Here is a 16,565-nt window from a genome sequence, read left to right on the forward strand (position 1 = left end):
TCCCGTTCCTTGTTCTGATTTGTGCGCTATCGGGAACTACAACCGGGCGCGCGTCGCCTTCGACACGCGCACCGCTTCTTGCTGACAGCCTCACTCCGCCCGCAGGACGATCGTCGCGAGCGGCGGCAGCACCAGTGATGCCGATTGCGGTTTGCCGTGACTCACCACGTCTTCCGTGTGGATCAGCCCGCCGTTGCCGACATTCGAGCCGCCATACACGCCTGCATCCGTATTGAGCACCTCACTCCACCGGCCGTTGCGCGGCATGCCGAGCCGATAGCCCAGTCGCGGCACCGGCGTGAAGTTGCAGACGGCGACGAGTTCGCGCCCCGCACCGTCCACGCGCCGGAACGCGAACACGCTGTTTTCGCGATCGTCGCCGATCAGCCACTCGAAGCCGCCCGGCTCGCTGTCGAGCACGTGCAGCGCGGGTTCGCTGTCGTAGAGGCGGTTCAGGTCGCGCACCAGCATCTGCGCGCCGTGATGCAGCGGATCGTCCAGCAGATGCCAGTGCGGCGACTGATCGTGATTGAACTCGGCCAGTTGCCCGAATTCGCCGCCCATGAAGAGCAGCTTCTTGCCGGGGTGGGTCCACATGAAAGCGAAATACGCGCGCAGATTCGCGAATTTTTGCCAGCGGTCGCCGGGCATCTTGCCGAGCAGCGAACCCTTGCCGTGCACGACCTCATCGTGGGAAAGCGGCAGCACGAAGCGTTCGGAATACGCGTACACCATCCCGAACGTCATCTGGTGATGATGGTAGCGGCGATGCACGGGGTCTTCCTGCATATAGTGCAGCGTGTCGTGCATCCAGCCCATGTTCCACTTGAAGTCGAAGCCGAGGCCGCCCTGATCGAGCGGTGCGGTGACGCCTGGCCACGCCGTCGATTCTTCGGCGATCGTCATGGCGCCGTGCACGTCGGGCATGTGTTTGACTTCGTGATTCAAACGCTTCAGGAACGCGATCGATTCGAGGTTTTCGCGGCCGCCATGGATGTTCGGCACCCATTCACCGGCCGCGCGCGAATAGTCGCGATACAACATCGACGCCACCGCATCCACCCGCAGACCGTCAACGTGATAGCGCTTCAACCACGCCAGCCCGGAAGCCACCAGGAACGCGCTCACCTCGTTGCGACCGAGGTTGTAGATCATCGTGTTCCAGTCCTGGTGATAGCCTTCGCGCGGGTCAGCGTGCTCATACAGCGGCGTGCCGTCAAATTCGACCAGACCGTGTGCATCGTTCGGAAAATGCGCGGGCACCCAGTCGAGAATGATGCCGAGCCCCGCCTTATGCGCGCTGTTCACGAACGCGGCGAATTCTTCCGGCTTGCCGAAACGCGCGGAGGGCGCGAACTGCGCGAGCGGCTGATAACCCCACGAACCGCCGAACGGATGCTCGGCAACCGGCATGAATTCGAGGTGCGTGAAGCCCATGCCCTTCGCGTATGGAATCAGACGATCGGCCATCTCCGTCCACGTCAGTCCGCGATGACCTTCTTCTGCGACGCGCAACCACGACTCGGCATGCACCTCGTAGATCGATATCGGCGATTTCGCGGTCTGCTTGACGCCGCGCGACTGCATCCACGCGTGGTCGCTCCATGGAAACTGCTCGACCTCGTCGACATTCGCAACCACCGAGCCTGTAGCCGGCGGCCGTTCAGTCTGCATCGCGCACGGGTCGGCCTTGAGCGGCAGCGGATGACCGTCGCGCGTCAGCATCTCGTACTTGTAGCGTGTGCCTGCGCCAATGCGCGGCACGAACAGTTCCCACACGCCGGCCTGATGACGCAGACGCATCGGATGACGACGCCCGTCCCACGAGTTGAAATCGCCGACGACGGACACACGTCGCGCATTCGGCGCCCACACTGCGAAGCGCACGCCCGGCACGCCGTCGAGGGTGACGGGCCTTGAGCCGAGACATTCGAGCACGGCATACGGATCGCCGTGCGAGAGCCGCGTCAGGGCTTCGTCGGATAGCACGTTGCCGAACGAGTAGGTGTCTTCGATCTCCTGCTGCGTGCCATGCCAGTCGATCCGCAGACGATAGGGCACCGCTTCCGGAACGTGTCCCGCGAACAGGCCGTGATGAATGTGCGTGAGCTGGCCGAGTGTGCGACCGTTATCGCGTGCGATGATCGTAACGCCAGTTGCATTCGGCAGCAGCGCGCGCACGACCGGACCGGCATCCGTTTGATGCATGCCGAGTTGCGAGAACGGATCCGGGTGACGTGCCTCGACCAGCGCGTCGATATCGAGCGGATTCAGCCCGATTGTAAGGTCTCGGTCATTCATGGTCGCCCCCGCCCTGCGGGTTGGGTGCAGCGTGATCGTGCGATGGCGTGCCCGTATCGCCGAGCATGCGGCTCGCGAGCGCCGCGAGACCCCGCACGGGAAGACCGAGCCATGTCGGCCGGTTCGCTGCTTCGTAACGGATTTCGTACGCGGCCTTTTCGATCAGGAACAGATTGAGCAAGCCTTCCTCGAACTCCGGCGCAACAAGGGGTTGCGGCGCAGCGTTGACGGCCGTGCGGTAATGATCGAGGAATGCCTGGGTCGCGTACCCGCGGAAGCGGTCGAACAGCGCGCGCTTGCGGTCGGCGGTCTGCTGCGGCGCGTGTTCCATCGTGGATTGCGCCGCTGCGCTCGCGTACGAAAGCGAACGCATCAGCCCCGCGACATCGCGCAGTGGGCTCGACTTCATGCGCCGCTCTTCGAGCGTGCGCGCTGGCTCGCCTTCGAAATCGATCAGGAACGCGTCGCCCTGTGCGATCAGCACCTGGCCCAGGTGGAAGTCGCCGTGAATGCGAATGCGCAGTGCGCCCGCGTCGGCCGGCACCAGGTTTGCCACGGCTTCCGTGAGCGCCTCACGCCGGTCGAGCAGGCTCTTCGCGAGATCGCGCGTATCGTCGACGAGTTGATCCATGCGTTCCACCAGCATGTCGAGTGCGGCGGCCAGAAGCGATTGCGTTCCGTCGGTCCACGCCTTCACCTGATCGGGCGTCGCGGTTTCGGGCGCGAACGCCGGGTCGTCGGACGGCGACGCAAGCGCCACGTGCAGTTCGCCAAGACGCTTGCCGATGATGCCGGCGAGCGACCGGTAGCCTTCGATCGCTTCTTCTTCGTTCATGCGATCGGGCGACTGCTCGTTTCCGTCGGTCGCGAGCGCGAGCTCATCGACTACGCGGCGCAGGTAATCGAGTGCCCAGTTCCACGCGTCGCCCTGGTTGTCGACGAAGCCTTGCAGGATCGCGAGCGTGTGCGGCACGCCGGCCGGGTCCACGCGCACGACTTCACCGAGTAACGGCGCGGTGTTCTGATAGCCGATCTGCGTCAGATAGCGGCTCATTTCCGCTTCTGGATGAACGCCGTCGACGAGTCGCCGCACGAGCTTCAGCACGATTGCATCGGCGATCACGAGCGAGCTGTTGCTCTGCTCGGCTGCGAGCCAGCGGATTTCCGGCCGGTCGCCCAGATCGAGTTCGTCGAACCGGTCGGTCGGCACAAAGCGGATCTCGCTCTTCTGCACCGTCGGAATGACGGCGCGCTCGCGCAGTTTGCGCAACACGCCGTGCGCGAATTGCGGCAGCGAGAAGGCGTCCGTCAGATGCCCGATGTTGCGGGCGCGGCGCACGCGCGCGAGCGCGAGCTGCATGAAGAGCGGCGTAGTCGTGTCGCTGCCCCAGGTGATCGCGATCGGCACGACGTAGCGTTCCGTATGGTTGCGGACGTCCGCTTCGATTTCGGTGAACGCGAAACCGGCGTCGGGAATCGTCGTCAACGCGGCGAGGCGTACTGCCTGCAGCTTCTGGTCCTTCGACGCAAACCAGCGGCGCCGCGTCAGCCACGAAGGCAGCACCTCCGATTCCAGCAGGCGGACGTTTTCCGGCGTCGGACCCAACTGGCCTTCGCGGATCACGATCGTGACGAATTCGGGCAACGGCTCGGAATGCGCCTGGCTCCATGCTGGACGCTGGCTGCCGGGGCACAGCAGGAACCACAGGAAACCGTACGGCGGGAACGTCAACAGATACGTGAGCTGGCCGATCGCCGGGAACACGGAATCGGCCGTCATTTCGATCGGCACCGTGCCCGCGAATTCCGACAGATCCAGTTCGACGGCCTGCGGCGCACGCGAAAGATTCGCGACGCAGAGGATTGTCGGCTCATCCGGCACCTCTCGCAGATACGCGAGAATCTTGCGGTTTTCAGGCTTCAGGAAGCGGATCGTGCCGCGTCCGAACGCACGCTTCGCGCGGCGCGTGGCGAGCATCCGGCGCGTCCAGTTCAGCAGCGAATGGGGGTCGCGGCTTTGCGATTCGACATTGACCGCGTCGTATCCGTACAGCGAACCCATCACCGGCGGCAACACAAGCTGCTCGGGATCGGCGCGCGAGAAACCGCCATTGCGGTCCGACGACCATTGCATCGGCGTACGCACGCCATCACGGTCGCCCAGGTGAATGTTGTCGCCCATGCCGAGCTCGTCGCCGTAATAGATGACCGGCGTGCCGGGCATCGAAAGCAGCAGCGAATTGATCAGTTCGATGCGCCGGCGGTCGCGTTCCATCAGCGGCGCAAGACGGCGACGGATGCCAAGATTCAGCCGTGCGCGACGATCGCTTGCATACGTGTTCCACAGATAGTCGCGCTCGGAGTCGGTGACCATTTCCAGCGTCAGCTCATCGTGATTGCGCAGGAAAATGGCCCACTGGTTGGACTCGCCGAGATCCGGTGTCTGCCGCATGATGTCGGTGATCGGAAAGCGGTCCTCGCTCGCAATCGACATGTAGATGCGCGGCATCAGCGGGAAGTGGAACGCCATGTGGCATTCGTCTTCGTCGCCGAAATATTCCTTCACGTCTTCCGGCCACTGATTTGCTTCGGCGAGCAGCATCCGGTTCGGATACTCGGCATCGATCGTTGCGCGGATCTTCTTCAGGATCGCGTGCGTTTCAGGCAGGTTTTCGTTGTTCGTGCCTTCACGTTCGACGAGATACGGCACGGCATCGAGCCGCAGCCCGTCGATGCCCATGTCGAGCCAGAACCGCATCACCTGCAACACTTCCTTCAGCACAGCCGGATTGTCGAAGTTCAGGTCGGGCTGATGCGAATAGAAACGATGCCAGTAGTACGCGCCCGCAACGGGATCGTGGGTCCAGTTCGACGGCTCGGAATCGATGAAGATGATCCGCGTCTCGGTGTATTTCTGGTCGGTATCGGACCACACATAGTAGTTGCGATGATTCGAGCCCGGCTTCGCGCGACGTGCGCGTTGAAACCACGGGTGCTGGTCCGACGTGTGGTTGATGACCAGTTCGGTAATCACGCGGATACCGCGCGCGTGCGCTTCCTGGATGAAGTGTTTGACGTCGGAGAGATTGCCGTAATCCGGATGCACGTTGCGGTAATCGGCGATGTCGTAACCATCGTCGCGACGCGGCGACGGATAGAACGGCAGCAGCCAGATCGCGTCGACACCGAGTTCGGCGATGTAATCGAGCTTCGCAATCAGCCCCGGAAAATCGCCGACGCCGTCGTTGTTCGCATCGAAGAACGACTTGATGTGCACCTGATAGATGATCGCGTCCTTGTACCAGAGCGGATCGTCGCTCAATGTGGATGGCTTGCCGCGCCGGGCGCCGGCCCTGTGCGGTGCCGGATGGCCAACCGGCGCTGCTACGCTGGCCGTCGCGCTGGTCGTGCGTGCATGCGAGGAGCTTTCGGACGTGTCGTCGCGTTTCATATCGCACCTTCATTCGGAGAGTCGACTTCGACGTCTGTCTCGCCGTGGTTGTCAGGGATGTCGCGCGGTAGTCCGCCGGCGGGCGCAATGCGCCAGATTGCAAACGGTCGCGTGCCGGGGTCGAGCCGCACGTGTTGCCACCTTCCGTACCATTCGAAGCGTTGGCCGGTCATCTGGTCGATGACTTCGATCGCGGCCTGATCGTTCAGATGCCAGTGCGCGAACGTCGCCCATGAAAGCTCGATATCCGCGCCCTGTTCGTTGAGCGGATCGAGATTGATCGCGACGATGATCACGTTGTCGCGCGCTTCGGTTGCCTTCTCGAAGAACAGGATGTGATCGTTGTGCGCGGGCAGAAACGTGAGGTTCAGATGCGTGTGCAACGCAGGATTCGCGCGGCGAATGCGGTTGAGCGCCGTGATTTCGCCGACGATGTTGCCCGGCCGGTTCCAGTCCCACGCGCGCAGCTGGTATTTCTCTGAGTCGAGATATTCCTCGCTGTTCGGCAGTGCGGCCCCTTCACAGAGTTCGAAGCCGCAATACACGCCCCACAGGCCAGACAGCGTCGCAGCCAGCGCCGCGCGAATCACAAAAGCCGCGCGGCTCTGCGATTGCAGATGACGCGGATTGATGTCGGGCGTGTTGACGAAGAAATTCGGCCGGTAGACTTCGCGCGCGCTGGTTTGCGTGAGTTCGGTCAGGTACTCCGTGAAATCACGCTTCGATTCACGCCACGTGAAATACGTGTACGACTGCGAGTAGCCGACCTTCGCGAGCCGGTTCATCATGCGTGGCCGCGTAAACGCTTCGGAGAGGAAGATCGTATCGGGGTGACGCGCACGCACGTCGGCGATCATCCATTCCCAGAACGGAAGTGGTTTCGTATGCGGATTGTCGACGCGGAAAATGAGCACGCCCGCGTCGATCCAGAACAGGATCACGTCGCGCAATGCGATCCATAAATCGGGCCTCGCGTCGTGCGCGTAGAAATCCGGGTTCACGATGTCCTGATACTTCTTCGGCGGATTTTCTGCGTAACGCAGCGAGCCGTCGGGACGCCAGGCGAACCACGTCGGATGCTCCTTCAGCCATGGGTGATCGGGCGAACACTGAATCGCGAAATCGAGCGCGATTTCGAGGCCCTGTTCGTGAGCGGCGGCGAGCATTTTTCTGAAGTCGCCGAGCGTGCCCAGTTCGGGATGCACACCCGTGTGGCCGCCTTCCGTGCCGCCGATCGCATACGGGCTGCCGACGTCGCCCGGTAGCGCGTTCAGCGTGTTGTTGCGACCCTTGCGGTTCGCGACGCCGATTGGATGGATCGGCGGGAAGTACAGCACATCGAAACCCATCTCGCGGATGCGTGGCAGCTTCGTGATGACATCGGCGAACGTGCCGTGCCGGTTCTCGTCGTCGCTCATCGAACGCGGGAAGATCTCGTACCAGCTCGCAAAGCGCGCGGCGGCACGTTCGGCCTCAATCCGGTAGATGACCGGATCGCGCGTGAGAAACGGGCGATGGCGCGCAGCGGCGATGGCTTTTGCCGTCGCGGGCGCGAGCAGCAGTTCGAGGCGGCCTGCGGTGTCGGCTTTGGCGAATTCCGTCACGATCTGCATGAGTGGCCCGGTCACTGCGCCTTCCGCCGTTTCCACTTCGGCAAGCACAAGTGCAAAGAGATGACTCGCTTCGTCGATTTCAAGCTCGACGGTCTGGCCGGCCTTCAGCTTCTTCTGCACGTGCTCGGTGAGCGACGCGAAGTCGTCGCGCCATGCCGTTACCGTGAATTCATGGCGGCCGACCCGTTCGAGCGGAATGCGCGCGGACCAGAGGTCATTGCCGGGCGGCTGCGCTGGAAACATCGGTGCTTCGTGCCAGACGGTTTCGTCGGCGGCGCGCCAGATGACGGCCGCTGCGATCCTGTCGTGACCTTCGGCGAATACCGCGGCCTTCACTTCGACGCGCTCGCCCACGATGCGCTTGACCGGGAAACGTCCGGCATCGATCGACGGCGTCACGCTTTCGATCGCGACACGCGGTGCGGCGATGGCGTCCATGACGGTTTTGTGGCCGCTGCGGTTGCTGTTCGCCTTGTCGATGGGCGGCGCGAGTACGACGGGCTTGTCTGGCGCCGCACTGAACAACCGGCACGCGCCGGGTTTGAGCGTGAACGGCGGCAGCGAGCGCTTCGGCGCGTCCGTTTCGCGGTTGAGCGGCGCGAAGCGCGTGAAGTTGCCCGGCACGCCGTCGAGGAAGCGCGCCGGATCGACGGGCACCGGCACATCGCGGTCGGGATTGATGACGATGAGCACCGCTTCTTCCGAGTCTCGCAGGTCAGTATGGTCACCGCGCAGCAGCACGGTTGCCGGCGCACCCGGACCGCTGAGCGCGCGCAGTTCGCCGGCCGCGCCGAGCGTTTTCAGGCCGCGCTGCAAGGCGTTCGCGTGAACGATGTCTTTCGTCAGGTCAAAGCGGGCGGCCTCGCGTGCGGCGGCGTAATCGGCTTCGTTGCCGCGCGTGTACGACATGGGCAGCGCCATGCCGTATTCGAAGCCCATCGGCACGAGCCAGCCCGAGCCGACCCCCGCCGCGAGATTGAGCGCGCGCCGGTAGACGCGCTCGACGACGCCGGCGTCGTGCACGTCGGGCAGATCGGCGACGAGTCGCGTGCCGTACGGTGCTTCCGGGAAGGCGATGGGCGGCGCGACGCGCATGAGCGTCGCGTGTTCCTCGGTCAGCCACGCCGCACGGAAGTCCCACCAGCGCGCCGACGAGAAGACGCTGTCGAAACCGGCGCCGGCGAGCTTCGCGATGTCGTCACGCGCGAGGCCAGGCGTGGCCGCGAGAAACCGCACATCCGGATGCCGGGCGTGTACGGCCTCGCCAAGCCTCCGCCACGCGCCGATCGGCACATGCTGTGGCGAATCGAAACGAAAGCCACCTATGCCCGCTGTGGCCAGCGCCGAGAGCTGTTGCGTCCACCAGTCGAGCAGATGGCCTGACGTCTCGGGGCTCGCGAAATTCGCGTAAGCCACGTTGTCCTCGCGATGCCCGTGGCGCGGATCGAGCCGCGCTTCTTCCGGCTCGAACGGATGAAACCAGTCGGCATGATCGCGGAACAGCGTGCCGTCGACGGCAACGCGGTCGGGCACGATGTCGAGGAGCACGGTCAGCCCGTGCTCGCGGGCCGATCCGGCGAGTTCGTGCAGGGCGTCGGTAGCCGGCTGCCGGGCGTCGAATACGGGATGAAGCCGGTCATGATCGGCGACGATCTGTCCGTGGCTGGCCATGCCGGGCTGAAACGGCGCGCCGATCAACACATGATCGAAGCCGAGCGATGCCGCATGTTCAAACTGGGCGGCCCAGGCCTCGATCGGTCCGACGAGGAGGGGATGAAGGAAATAGATCCGCGGCGCGTAAGCGTGGGGAGATTCCATCGGTCGTGTCCAGATTGGTCCTGCCGCGGTGTGGATGCACGTACGGTACGATCACATCGCTCGTTGGGCTTCCAGAGCCGGATGCCGCGCAATGCCAGACGGATGCATGAGGCACGTGCGCGTACTGGTCAATGTAGTGCAAAGATCGACATGTCGCCGCATGGAATCGCGAAGCCGGTCCGCAAAGGCGCGCGCAACGGTTCCAGGCCGGATCGACTGGGGTCATGCAGCAAACGCTGTGCCAGACGCATGGCAGGGACGGCGCGCAGCCACGCGCGACCCGCACAGGCAGGCGGCATGCGGGGCGCGTGTAAAACGGGCGGTTCAACCGTGGCTTTTACACGGCTACGGCGGTACGTCTGACGATCAGGGGCCGAGCAGGCCGGCGGCGATGTTCACGCACAGCCCGAGCACCGCAACGTTGAAATAGAACGACAGCACTGATTGCGCGAGCACGGCGCGCCGCATCGAGCGTGAACTCAGCGCGATGTCGGCCGTCTGCGAGGCGACGGCGATCGTGAATGAGAAGTACAGGAAGTCCCAGTAATCGGGCTTGAGGCCATGATCGGGAAACCGCAGCGGGGTTTCCTTCTGGTCGGCGCTGTAGTAGAGACGCGTGTAGTGCAGCGTGAAGATCGTCGGAATCAGGAACCACGCGCCCATCAGCGTTGCGCCCGTTATCGCGTAGTGCACTGCGCCCGTGCCGCCCTTAATGCCTTTCACGGTCGCCAGTTCGAGCACGATTGCTGCGATGCTTGCGACCGTCGCCACGCAGATCATGAAGAGCACCACGCCCGCATTCTCATCTTCGCGTACTGCGAACTCGCGCACCTGAGCCTGCTTCGTGGTCGCCATGTGGGACCAGAGGAGCGCGAGATAGGCCCATACCGCGACGTCCCACGCGCACAGCACACGCACCATCGGGCGCAAGGTGCCGGGCAGCAGCACTGCGACGGCCACACCGATGACGAACCCGATAACCATGCGTGGCCGGTTGCGGAGCGCTTGCGGATACAGATTCATGAGCATGTGATAGAAGAGTGTCGGCGTTGGCTAGTCGTGGCGCGCGAAGGGGGCGGGCGGCGTGATCGATTCTACCGTGATGTCCGGCCCTCAATTGTCGAATGCGCGCGCTTTGGCTATAGTCTTTCGCAACGGACGCAGGTCTTCTCGCGCCGGCCTCGCAAATGAAAGGCCGATGTCAGGCCGGCGTCACCACAGGCATCACATCAAGAGACCGCAAAAGCGGCGATGACCAGGTTTGGGGCAGACGGCCCGCATGCGACACCATTGGCGACACGCGTCGCCGCAGGCATGCAGGCTGATCCAATAACATCATCTGGAGCCCCCATGACAGATGTTCGCGAGAACGATGCACCCGCCGCGCTCCTTGCGGCGCCGCAGTCTGCTCGCCGCCGGGCACTGGTCCTCGGCGCGTTCGCCGGCGCGGCCGTACTGGCGTTCACGACAGCAGGCCGCCTCGGCCTGCCGTACGGCCTCTCCGCTATTTCCCCCGCATTCGCCGACGCCCCTCGAGGCGGCGGCCTCGACGCGTTTCTCGCGCTGTCGCAGCATCTCACCGGCCGGACGAGCTTCGATCCGGTGCTGGGCCGGCGGGTCTACGACACCCTGTCTAAATCGGACAGCCAGTTCCCGCAGAACGTCGCTCTGCTCAATACGTGGCTGCAGGGCCACGGTGGCGTGCCCTCCGACACCATCACGCAGGCGCTTCAGGTGGATCAGCCGCCGCTCGCGAAGACTGTCGGCGCAATCATGCGCGCGTGGTATCTCGGCCTCGTGGGCGATGCGCCGCATGTGCAGGTCGTCGCCTGGGAGCGTGCGCTGATGTTCGATCCGGTGAAAGACGTCCTGACAATTCCATCGTATTGCCGCGACGTGCCGTTTTACTGGACCCAAAAGCCTGGGCATGCCTGAACGGTATGCGAGCGGTATGCGAGCGGCACCGGGCGGCACATTGGCTGCCGGTCGTGCTGAATCATTCAGCGACGTCGTCATCGCACAGTTCGCGAATGGGTCGGCGTGATCGCAGCGCCGCGTGATGCGCGCCAGCCGGCACCGGCAAGCGTCCCCATCGACAGACAACAACAAGCCAGCAGGAGAGGGCAACAATGGCAAATTCACATTCGGCCGACGTGGTCGTGGTCGGCTCGGGCGTCGCGGGTGGTCTGGTCGCGCATCAGCTGGCACTGGCTGGCGCATCCGTGATCCTGCTCGAAGCCGGGCCACGCGTTCCGCGCTGGCAGATCGTCGAGAATTTCCGCAACTCGGCGGCAAAATCCGATTTTGCGACGCCGTATCCATCCGCGCCTTACGCACCGCATCCCGAGTATTCCCCCGAGAACAACTATCTGATCCAGAAGGGCGAGTATCCGTACAACTCGCAGTATCTGCGGCTGGTCGGCGGTACGACGTGGCACTGGGCGGCGGCTGCCTGGCGTCTGTTGCCATCAGACTTCAAGCTGAAGACGATGTACGGCGTCGGGCGCGACTGGCCGATTCCCTATGAAGCGCTGGAGCCGTGGTACTTCGCAGCCGAAGTGCAACTGGGCGTGTCGGGTCCGGATTCATCGGTCGATCTGGGTTCGCCGCGCTCGAAGCCCTATCCGATGAGCCCGTTGCCGCTCTCGTACATGGATCAACGTTTTTCCGACGTGCTGAATCGGCAGGGCTTCAAGGTCGTACCCGAACCGGTCGCGCGCAACAGCCGTCCGTACGACGCGCGCCCAACCTGTTGCGGCAACAACAATTGCATGCCGATCTGTCCGATCGCGGCGATGTACAACGGCGTCGTACACGCGGAAAAGGCGGAGCAAGCCGGCGCGACACTGATTCCACAGGCGACTGTCTACAAGGTCGAGTCCGACGAGAAAGGTCTTGTCACCGCGGTTCACTACAAGGATCCGAACGGCAACAGCACGCGCGTGACCGGCAAGCTCTTCGTGCTTGCGGCGAATGGCATCGAAACACCCAAACTGATGCTGATGTCCACCTCCGACAAATTCCCGAAAGGCGTGGGCAACAGTTCCGATCAGGTAGGCCGCAACCTGATGGATCATCCGGGCACCGGCGTCACGTTCCTCGCGAACGAGCCGCTATGGCCGGGACGTGGGCCGATGGAAATGACCTCGATTGTCAACTTCCGCGACGGTGCGTTCCGCTCTGATTACGCGGCGAAAAAGCTGCATCTTTCGAATGGCGTGGCGACGATGAGCGTCACCGCCGACCTGCTGAAAAAAGGCCTGACCGGCGCCGAACTCGACCGCCAGATTCGCGACCGTGCGGCGCGCACGCTGAACATCAACAGCTTCCATGAGCATCTCGCCGAACCGCAGAACCGCATCATTCCGTCGCCGGACCACAAGGATTCGCTCGGTATCCCGCAGCCCGAAATCTACTACTCGATCAACGATTACGTGAAGAGAAGCGCCGCGAATACACATGAGTTGTACTCGCAGATCGCGAGCCTTTTCGGCGGCACGGAAGTGTCTTTCGACGATACCTTCGCGCCGAACAATCACATCATGGGAACGACGATCATGGGCAGCGACGCGTCGGATTCAGTCGTCGATCCCGACTGCCGTTCGCACGATCATCCGAATCTCTTTATCGCCGGGAGCGGCGTGATGCCGACGGCGGCTTCGGTGAACTGCACGCTGACGATCGCGGCGCTTTCGCTTCGGATCGCCGACAAGCTCAAGCGCGAACTCTGACCCACACCCTGACGGAGAGCCACCATGACGAAAGAAACGTCGCGCGTGCAGCCGGCCGGGCCGGGCGCACAGTCGCATCTTTACATCGAGCGTCGGCGTCGCCGTCTTATGGCGACGCTGGCCGCTTCCTTCTGCGTGTTCGCGCTGTATCTCGCGTGGCACGCATCGCATGCGTGGGACGTGAGTCGCGAAGACGAATCGCCGATCGCGGCGGCGCTCGCGCAGGATGCGTCGGGCAACACATCGGGCAGCGCGACGCCCGATCTCGTCAAACGCGGCGAGTACCTCGCGCGCGCGGGTGACTGCGTGGCCTGCCATACCGCCGACAAGAGCCGTCCATTCGCGGGCGGCCTGCCGATCGCCACGCCGTTCGGGACGTTCTATACGCCGAACATCACGCCTGATCCCGACACGGGCATCGGCAACTGGTCCGACGCCGATTTCCTGCAGGCAATGCACGAAGGCATCGGCAAGGGCGGCGAGCGGCTGTATCCGACGTTTCCGTATGCCGAGTACACGAAGGTCACCGATCGCGACGTGCTCGCGATCCGCGCGTATCTGAACACGCTTACGCCGATCCACTACACGCCGCCGCGCAACGATGTGAAGTTTCCGTTCAACCTGCGCTGGCTGATGGTGTTCTGGAACATATTCAACTTCACTGAAGGGCGCTTCGTTCCCGATCCGAAGCAGAGCGCCGAGTGGAATCGCGGCGCGTATCTCGTCGAAGGGCTTGCGCACTGCGAGGAATGCCACACGCCGCGCAATTTCACGCAGGGGTTGAAGACGAGCGAGCGTCTTGCAGGCGCGACGCAGGCCGGCTGGCACGCGTTCAACATCACGCCGCACAGGAACAGCGGCATCGGCAACTGGAGCGATGACGACGTGGCGAGCTATCTCTCGACCGGTGTCGTGCACGGTCGCGCGAACGCTGCCGGGCCGATGGCGGAAGTGGTGGCGGACAGCACGCAGTATCTGACGTCCGAAGACCTGCGTTCGATCGCGGTGTATCTGCGTTCGGTGCCGCCAGTGAATGGCGGCGACACGCGTCCGCGAGAAGCGTGGGGCGAGCCTGCCAACGATGTCGCCGCACTGCGCGGCATGAAGATCAGCGGCGTGAACGGCGCGCAGCTTTTCATCGCCAACTGCGCTGCGTGTCACAACTGGACCGGGCAGGGCATCGGCGCGAGTGCGCCTGGTGCGTATCCTTCGCTGATCCACAACAGTGCGGTTGGCGCGAGCCCGGCGAACAATCTGGCGATGGTGATCCTGCACGGCGTCGAACGTAAGACGAAAGACGCCGATGTATTGATGCCGTCGTTCGCCACGCAACTGTCCGACGATCAGGTCGCGGCGATCACGAACTACGTAACGAAACAGTTCGGTAATCCACAATCGATGGTCTCGGTCGAACAGGTCGTGAAGCTACGTGCGACGCAACAATGACCCTTCCCGCGCGTGACGGCCGGTAGGGCTTGCCGATCACGCGCGGGACAGCGATCGCAACAAACGATACCCGCCGGAAACGATAGACACCCCGCATACGCTATTTTTGCGTGGCACTATCATGGGGCTATGGACCCCGTACTCTTCAACGACGTCTGGCATCACTCCGTCAACCGGAAAGGCCGCGACTTTATCGTCGGCGACCTGCACGGTTGCGTCGATGCGCTACGTTATCTGCTCCGTGAAATCGCGTTCGATCCGGCGCGTGACCGGCTGTTTTCGGTCGGCGATCTGGTGGACCGCGGTACGCAGTCGGAAGAAGCGCTGGCGTTGCTCGACAAACCCTGGTTCTACGCCGTGCTCGGCAATCACGAAGACACGTTGTGCGCCGTCGCAGAAGGGCGGTTGCGCCGGCACTGGTGGTACGGCATCGGCGGATCGTGGGCGGCGACGCTCTCCGACGAGAAGCTGCGCTATTACGCGGAGCGGCTTCGTACGTTGCCGCTTGTACGCGTGGTAGGCAGCGGCGCCGAGCGCTTCAATATCCTGCACGCGGAGTTCTTTGGCACCGACGCCGATCTCGACGCCGGCGACTTCTCCGACGAAACGCGCCAGAAACTGCTGTGGGGCCGCGAACTTGCGATGGGGACGGGCGATCCGCTGCGTCAGCGCGGCCTGTCGCTCACGTATTGCGGACACACGCCGATGCGCGAGTTGCAGCAGATCGGTTCGCAGGTGTTCGTCGACACGGGTGCGTTCGGACCTGGCGGCAAACTGTCGATCGTCGAAGCGCGCCGGTCTCAACGATGGTCGGTGACGGTGGATGTGGCGCGCGCGCATGGCGCGGCCGCGATGGCGTTGCCTTAAGCGGCCTCAGGTTGTGTCGGTTGCGTTCGGTTGGCTCAGGTTGCCTCAGGTTGCCTTGAGGTGCGTTGCGCGAACCGCCCCAATGACGGTCGCGGCTGAAATCAGCCGACCTGGTTCAGTTCGAACACCATATCGACGGCGCTGCCGTTCCAGTTGTATTCCAGATACGCCGCGTGGTGGCAGTCGCGTAGCAGCGTCGTTCTGAACGCGGCGAGACATTCGCCCTCCGCATCCCGCACTGACGGATAGACGATGCCCGACGCGCCCGCGGCCCGCGCCGCGCGTCCGAGCGACTGGCCCGGGACGTAATCGTCCGGCGACAGCACGCCTTTATCGAGCGCTGGATCGTCGCGCAGATCGACCACGTCCCCGTGCGCCATCACCGTGTAGAGACGCATCTGTTGTCGCAACGGCGGTTCGTTCGTCGCCGCGAGAAAATTGCCGGTGTGATAGCGCGTTTCCGCAATCGCCGTGACGCGTGACCGTGCGCAATAGAACACGCCGTAGGTGCCGTCGGAAAAGCGGCTGCCAAGCGGATTCAGATGCGTGAACGCGGCCATGATGGGCCCCCAGCCTGGCCCGAAGCGCCGCTCTTCGCGCGGCACGAGATCGAGTTCGCCGACCTCGGTGCGCAGACGGTCGTTGGTCATCGCTTCGAGGGCATAAAGCGCGTCGAAGTCTTCCGGCGATGCGACGCGATCGAACAGGTTCACAGCCGGAAAACGCGTGGGAATCACCCGATACGCGGGCGACCAGTCAAGCGGCGTCGCACGCCAGCGGTCCTGCCAGTGCGGTGAAGTCACGCCCATCCGCCTCGCATCGCATCGAGATATTGCCGCACCGCGACGAGATCGCTGATATTGCCGGCCAGCATGCGATCGAGCGCGCGACGGCCGCCGAACGGCGGCGCGCTGTTCGGACGGCGGATCCATGTGTCGGCAGCGGACGGCTGCGGCAGCAGGATCTGCAGACCCTTGTATATGCCGAGCAGCAGCGACAGCCGTTCGAGCGTGTCGCGGCCGAGCCTTGCCGTTTGCGGCGCCTGCTTCCATTTGAAGTACGTCGAACGGCCGGGCGAGCCGAGCAGGACAATCTGCTCGTCGGCGCTCAGATCCCAGTCGCGCGCGATATTGAAGAAGGCACGCAGGCCAGCCGCCGACATTTCGGTGAGCGACGGCTCGCCGGCAGACCGCGGAATGGGCCGTTCGGCAGATGACGCATGGGCGGCGCTGGACATGGCTATTTAGTCCTCAATTAAACCATAAACGAATATTAGTCTATTTGTGGATTAAAGCAAGCGGGTGTGGCGGATTGAAACGCTGCTGCAGCGGGCATTTA

General features: G+C 63.5%; 10 protein-coding genes. 4 read left to right on the forward strand and 6 right to left on the reverse strand.

Translation table 11 applies throughout. The features are described from left to right. Window positions 1–90: 90 nt before the first annotated feature. From glgB to P3T16_RS02880, 4 genes are all read right to left on the reverse strand, one after another. Window positions 91–2,301 (reverse strand): 1,4-alpha-glucan branching protein GlgB, encoded by a 2,211-nt coding sequence (gene glgB, locus P3T16_RS02865; protein WP_429341100.1) that lies wholly within the window; start codon window positions 2,299–2,301, stop codon window positions 91–93. Next, the gene (treS, locus tag P3T16_RS02870) at window positions 2,294–5,752 is read right to left on the reverse strand and encodes a maltose alpha-D-glucosyltransferase (RefSeq protein WP_429341101.1); all 3,459 of its coding nucleotides are present in this window, start codon (window positions 5,750–5,752) and stop codon (window positions 2,294–2,296) included. The genes glgB and treS overlap by 8 nt, the downstream gene beginning before the upstream one ends. Beyond that, window positions 5,749–9,183 carry a maltotransferase domain-containing protein gene (locus P3T16_RS02875; RefSeq protein ID WP_429341102.1) on the reverse strand — a complete coding sequence of 1,145 codons (3,435 nt, stop codon included), beginning with the start codon at window positions 9,181–9,183 and terminating at the stop codon, window positions 5,749–5,751. The genes treS and P3T16_RS02875 overlap by 4 nt, the downstream gene beginning before the upstream one ends. A 366-nt stretch (window positions 9,184–9,549) precedes the next feature. Next, the gene (locus tag P3T16_RS02880; RefSeq protein ID WP_429254133.1) at window positions 9,550–10,212 is read right to left on the reverse strand and encodes a DUF1345 domain-containing protein; all 663 of its coding nucleotides are present in this window, start codon (window positions 10,210–10,212) and stop codon (window positions 9,550–9,552) included. A gap of 321 nt (window positions 10,213–10,533) precedes the next feature. On the opposite strand from P3T16_RS02880, the gene P3T16_RS02885 reads away from it, so the two are divergent. The 4 genes from P3T16_RS02885 to P3T16_RS02900 all read left to right on the forward strand — a co-directional run bounded on the left by P3T16_RS02885 (window position 10,534) and on the right by P3T16_RS02900 (window position 15,227). Then, window positions 10,534–11,118: a sugar dehydrogenase complex small subunit gene (locus P3T16_RS02885; RefSeq protein ID WP_429341103.1), complete on the forward strand. Its 585-nt coding sequence runs from the start codon at window positions 10,534–10,536 to the stop codon at window positions 11,116–11,118. Window positions 11,119–11,312: 194 nt separating this feature from the next. After that, entirely contained in the window at window positions 11,313–12,914 is a 1,602-nt protein-coding gene (locus tag P3T16_RS02890; RefSeq protein ID WP_429341104.1) for a GMC family oxidoreductase, read from the forward strand. 24 nt (window positions 12,915–12,938) lie between these two features. Then, window positions 12,939–14,360 (forward strand): c-type cytochrome, encoded by a 1,422-nt coding sequence (locus tag P3T16_RS02895; protein WP_429341105.1) that lies wholly within the window; start codon window positions 12,939–12,941, stop codon window positions 14,358–14,360. A 129-nt stretch (window positions 14,361–14,489) separates the two neighbouring features. Further along, window positions 14,490–15,227, forward strand: coding sequence for a metallophosphoesterase (locus tag P3T16_RS02900; RefSeq protein ID WP_429341106.1), 738 nt, complete (start codon window positions 14,490–14,492; stop codon window positions 15,225–15,227). A 101-nt stretch (window positions 15,228–15,328) separates the two neighbouring features. Here P3T16_RS02900 and P3T16_RS02905 read toward each other — a convergent pair whose 3' ends face one another. Beyond that, a complete protein-coding gene (locus P3T16_RS02905; RefSeq protein WP_429254138.1) occupies window positions 15,329–16,030 on the reverse strand; it encodes an RES family NAD+ phosphorylase in 702 nt (233 codons plus the stop codon). Further along, entirely contained in the window at window positions 16,027–16,464 is a 438-nt protein-coding gene (locus P3T16_RS02910; RefSeq protein WP_429341107.1) for an MbcA/ParS/Xre antitoxin family protein, read from the reverse strand. The genes P3T16_RS02905 and P3T16_RS02910 overlap by 4 nt, the downstream gene beginning before the upstream one ends. Window positions 16,465–16,565 lie beyond the last annotated feature (101 nt).

The sequence above is a fragment of the Paraburkholderia sp. GAS42 genome (assembly GCF_050436565.1).
Classification (GTDB): Bacteria; Pseudomonadota; Gammaproteobacteria; order Burkholderiales; family Burkholderiaceae; genus Paraburkholderia.

Bases quoted from the DNA above. Each gene is read 5' to 3' on its own strand.
- P3T16_RS02890 (WP_429341104.1), top strand. From the start codon at position 11,313: ATGGCAAATTCACATTCGGCCGACGTGGTCGTGGTCGGCTCGGGCGTC.
- P3T16_RS02875 (WP_429341102.1), bottom strand. From the start codon at position 9,183: ATGGAATCTCCCCACGCTTACGCGCCGCGGATCTATTTCCTTCATCCC.
- P3T16_RS02880 (WP_429254133.1), bottom strand. From the start codon at position 10,212: ATGCTCATGAATCTGTATCCGCAAGCGCTCCGCAACCGGCCACGCATG.
- glgB (WP_429341100.1), bottom strand. From the start codon at position 2,301: ATGAATGACCGAGACCTTACAATCGGGCTGAATCCGCTCGATATCGAC.
- P3T16_RS02910 (WP_429341107.1), bottom strand. From the start codon at position 16,464: ATGTCCAGCGCCGCCCATGCGTCATCTGCCGAACGGCCCATTCCGCGG.
- treS (WP_429341101.1), bottom strand. From the start codon at position 5,752: ATGAAACGCGACGACACGTCCGAAAGCTCCTCGCATGCACGCACGACC.
- P3T16_RS02885 (WP_429341103.1), top strand. From the start codon at position 10,534: ATGACAGATGTTCGCGAGAACGATGCACCCGCCGCGCTCCTTGCGGCG.
- P3T16_RS02895 (WP_429341105.1), top strand. From the start codon at position 12,939: ATGACGAAAGAAACGTCGCGCGTGCAGCCGGCCGGGCCGGGCGCACAG.
- P3T16_RS02900 (WP_429341106.1), top strand. From the start codon at position 14,490: ATGGACCCCGTACTCTTCAACGACGTCTGGCATCACTCCGTCAACCGG.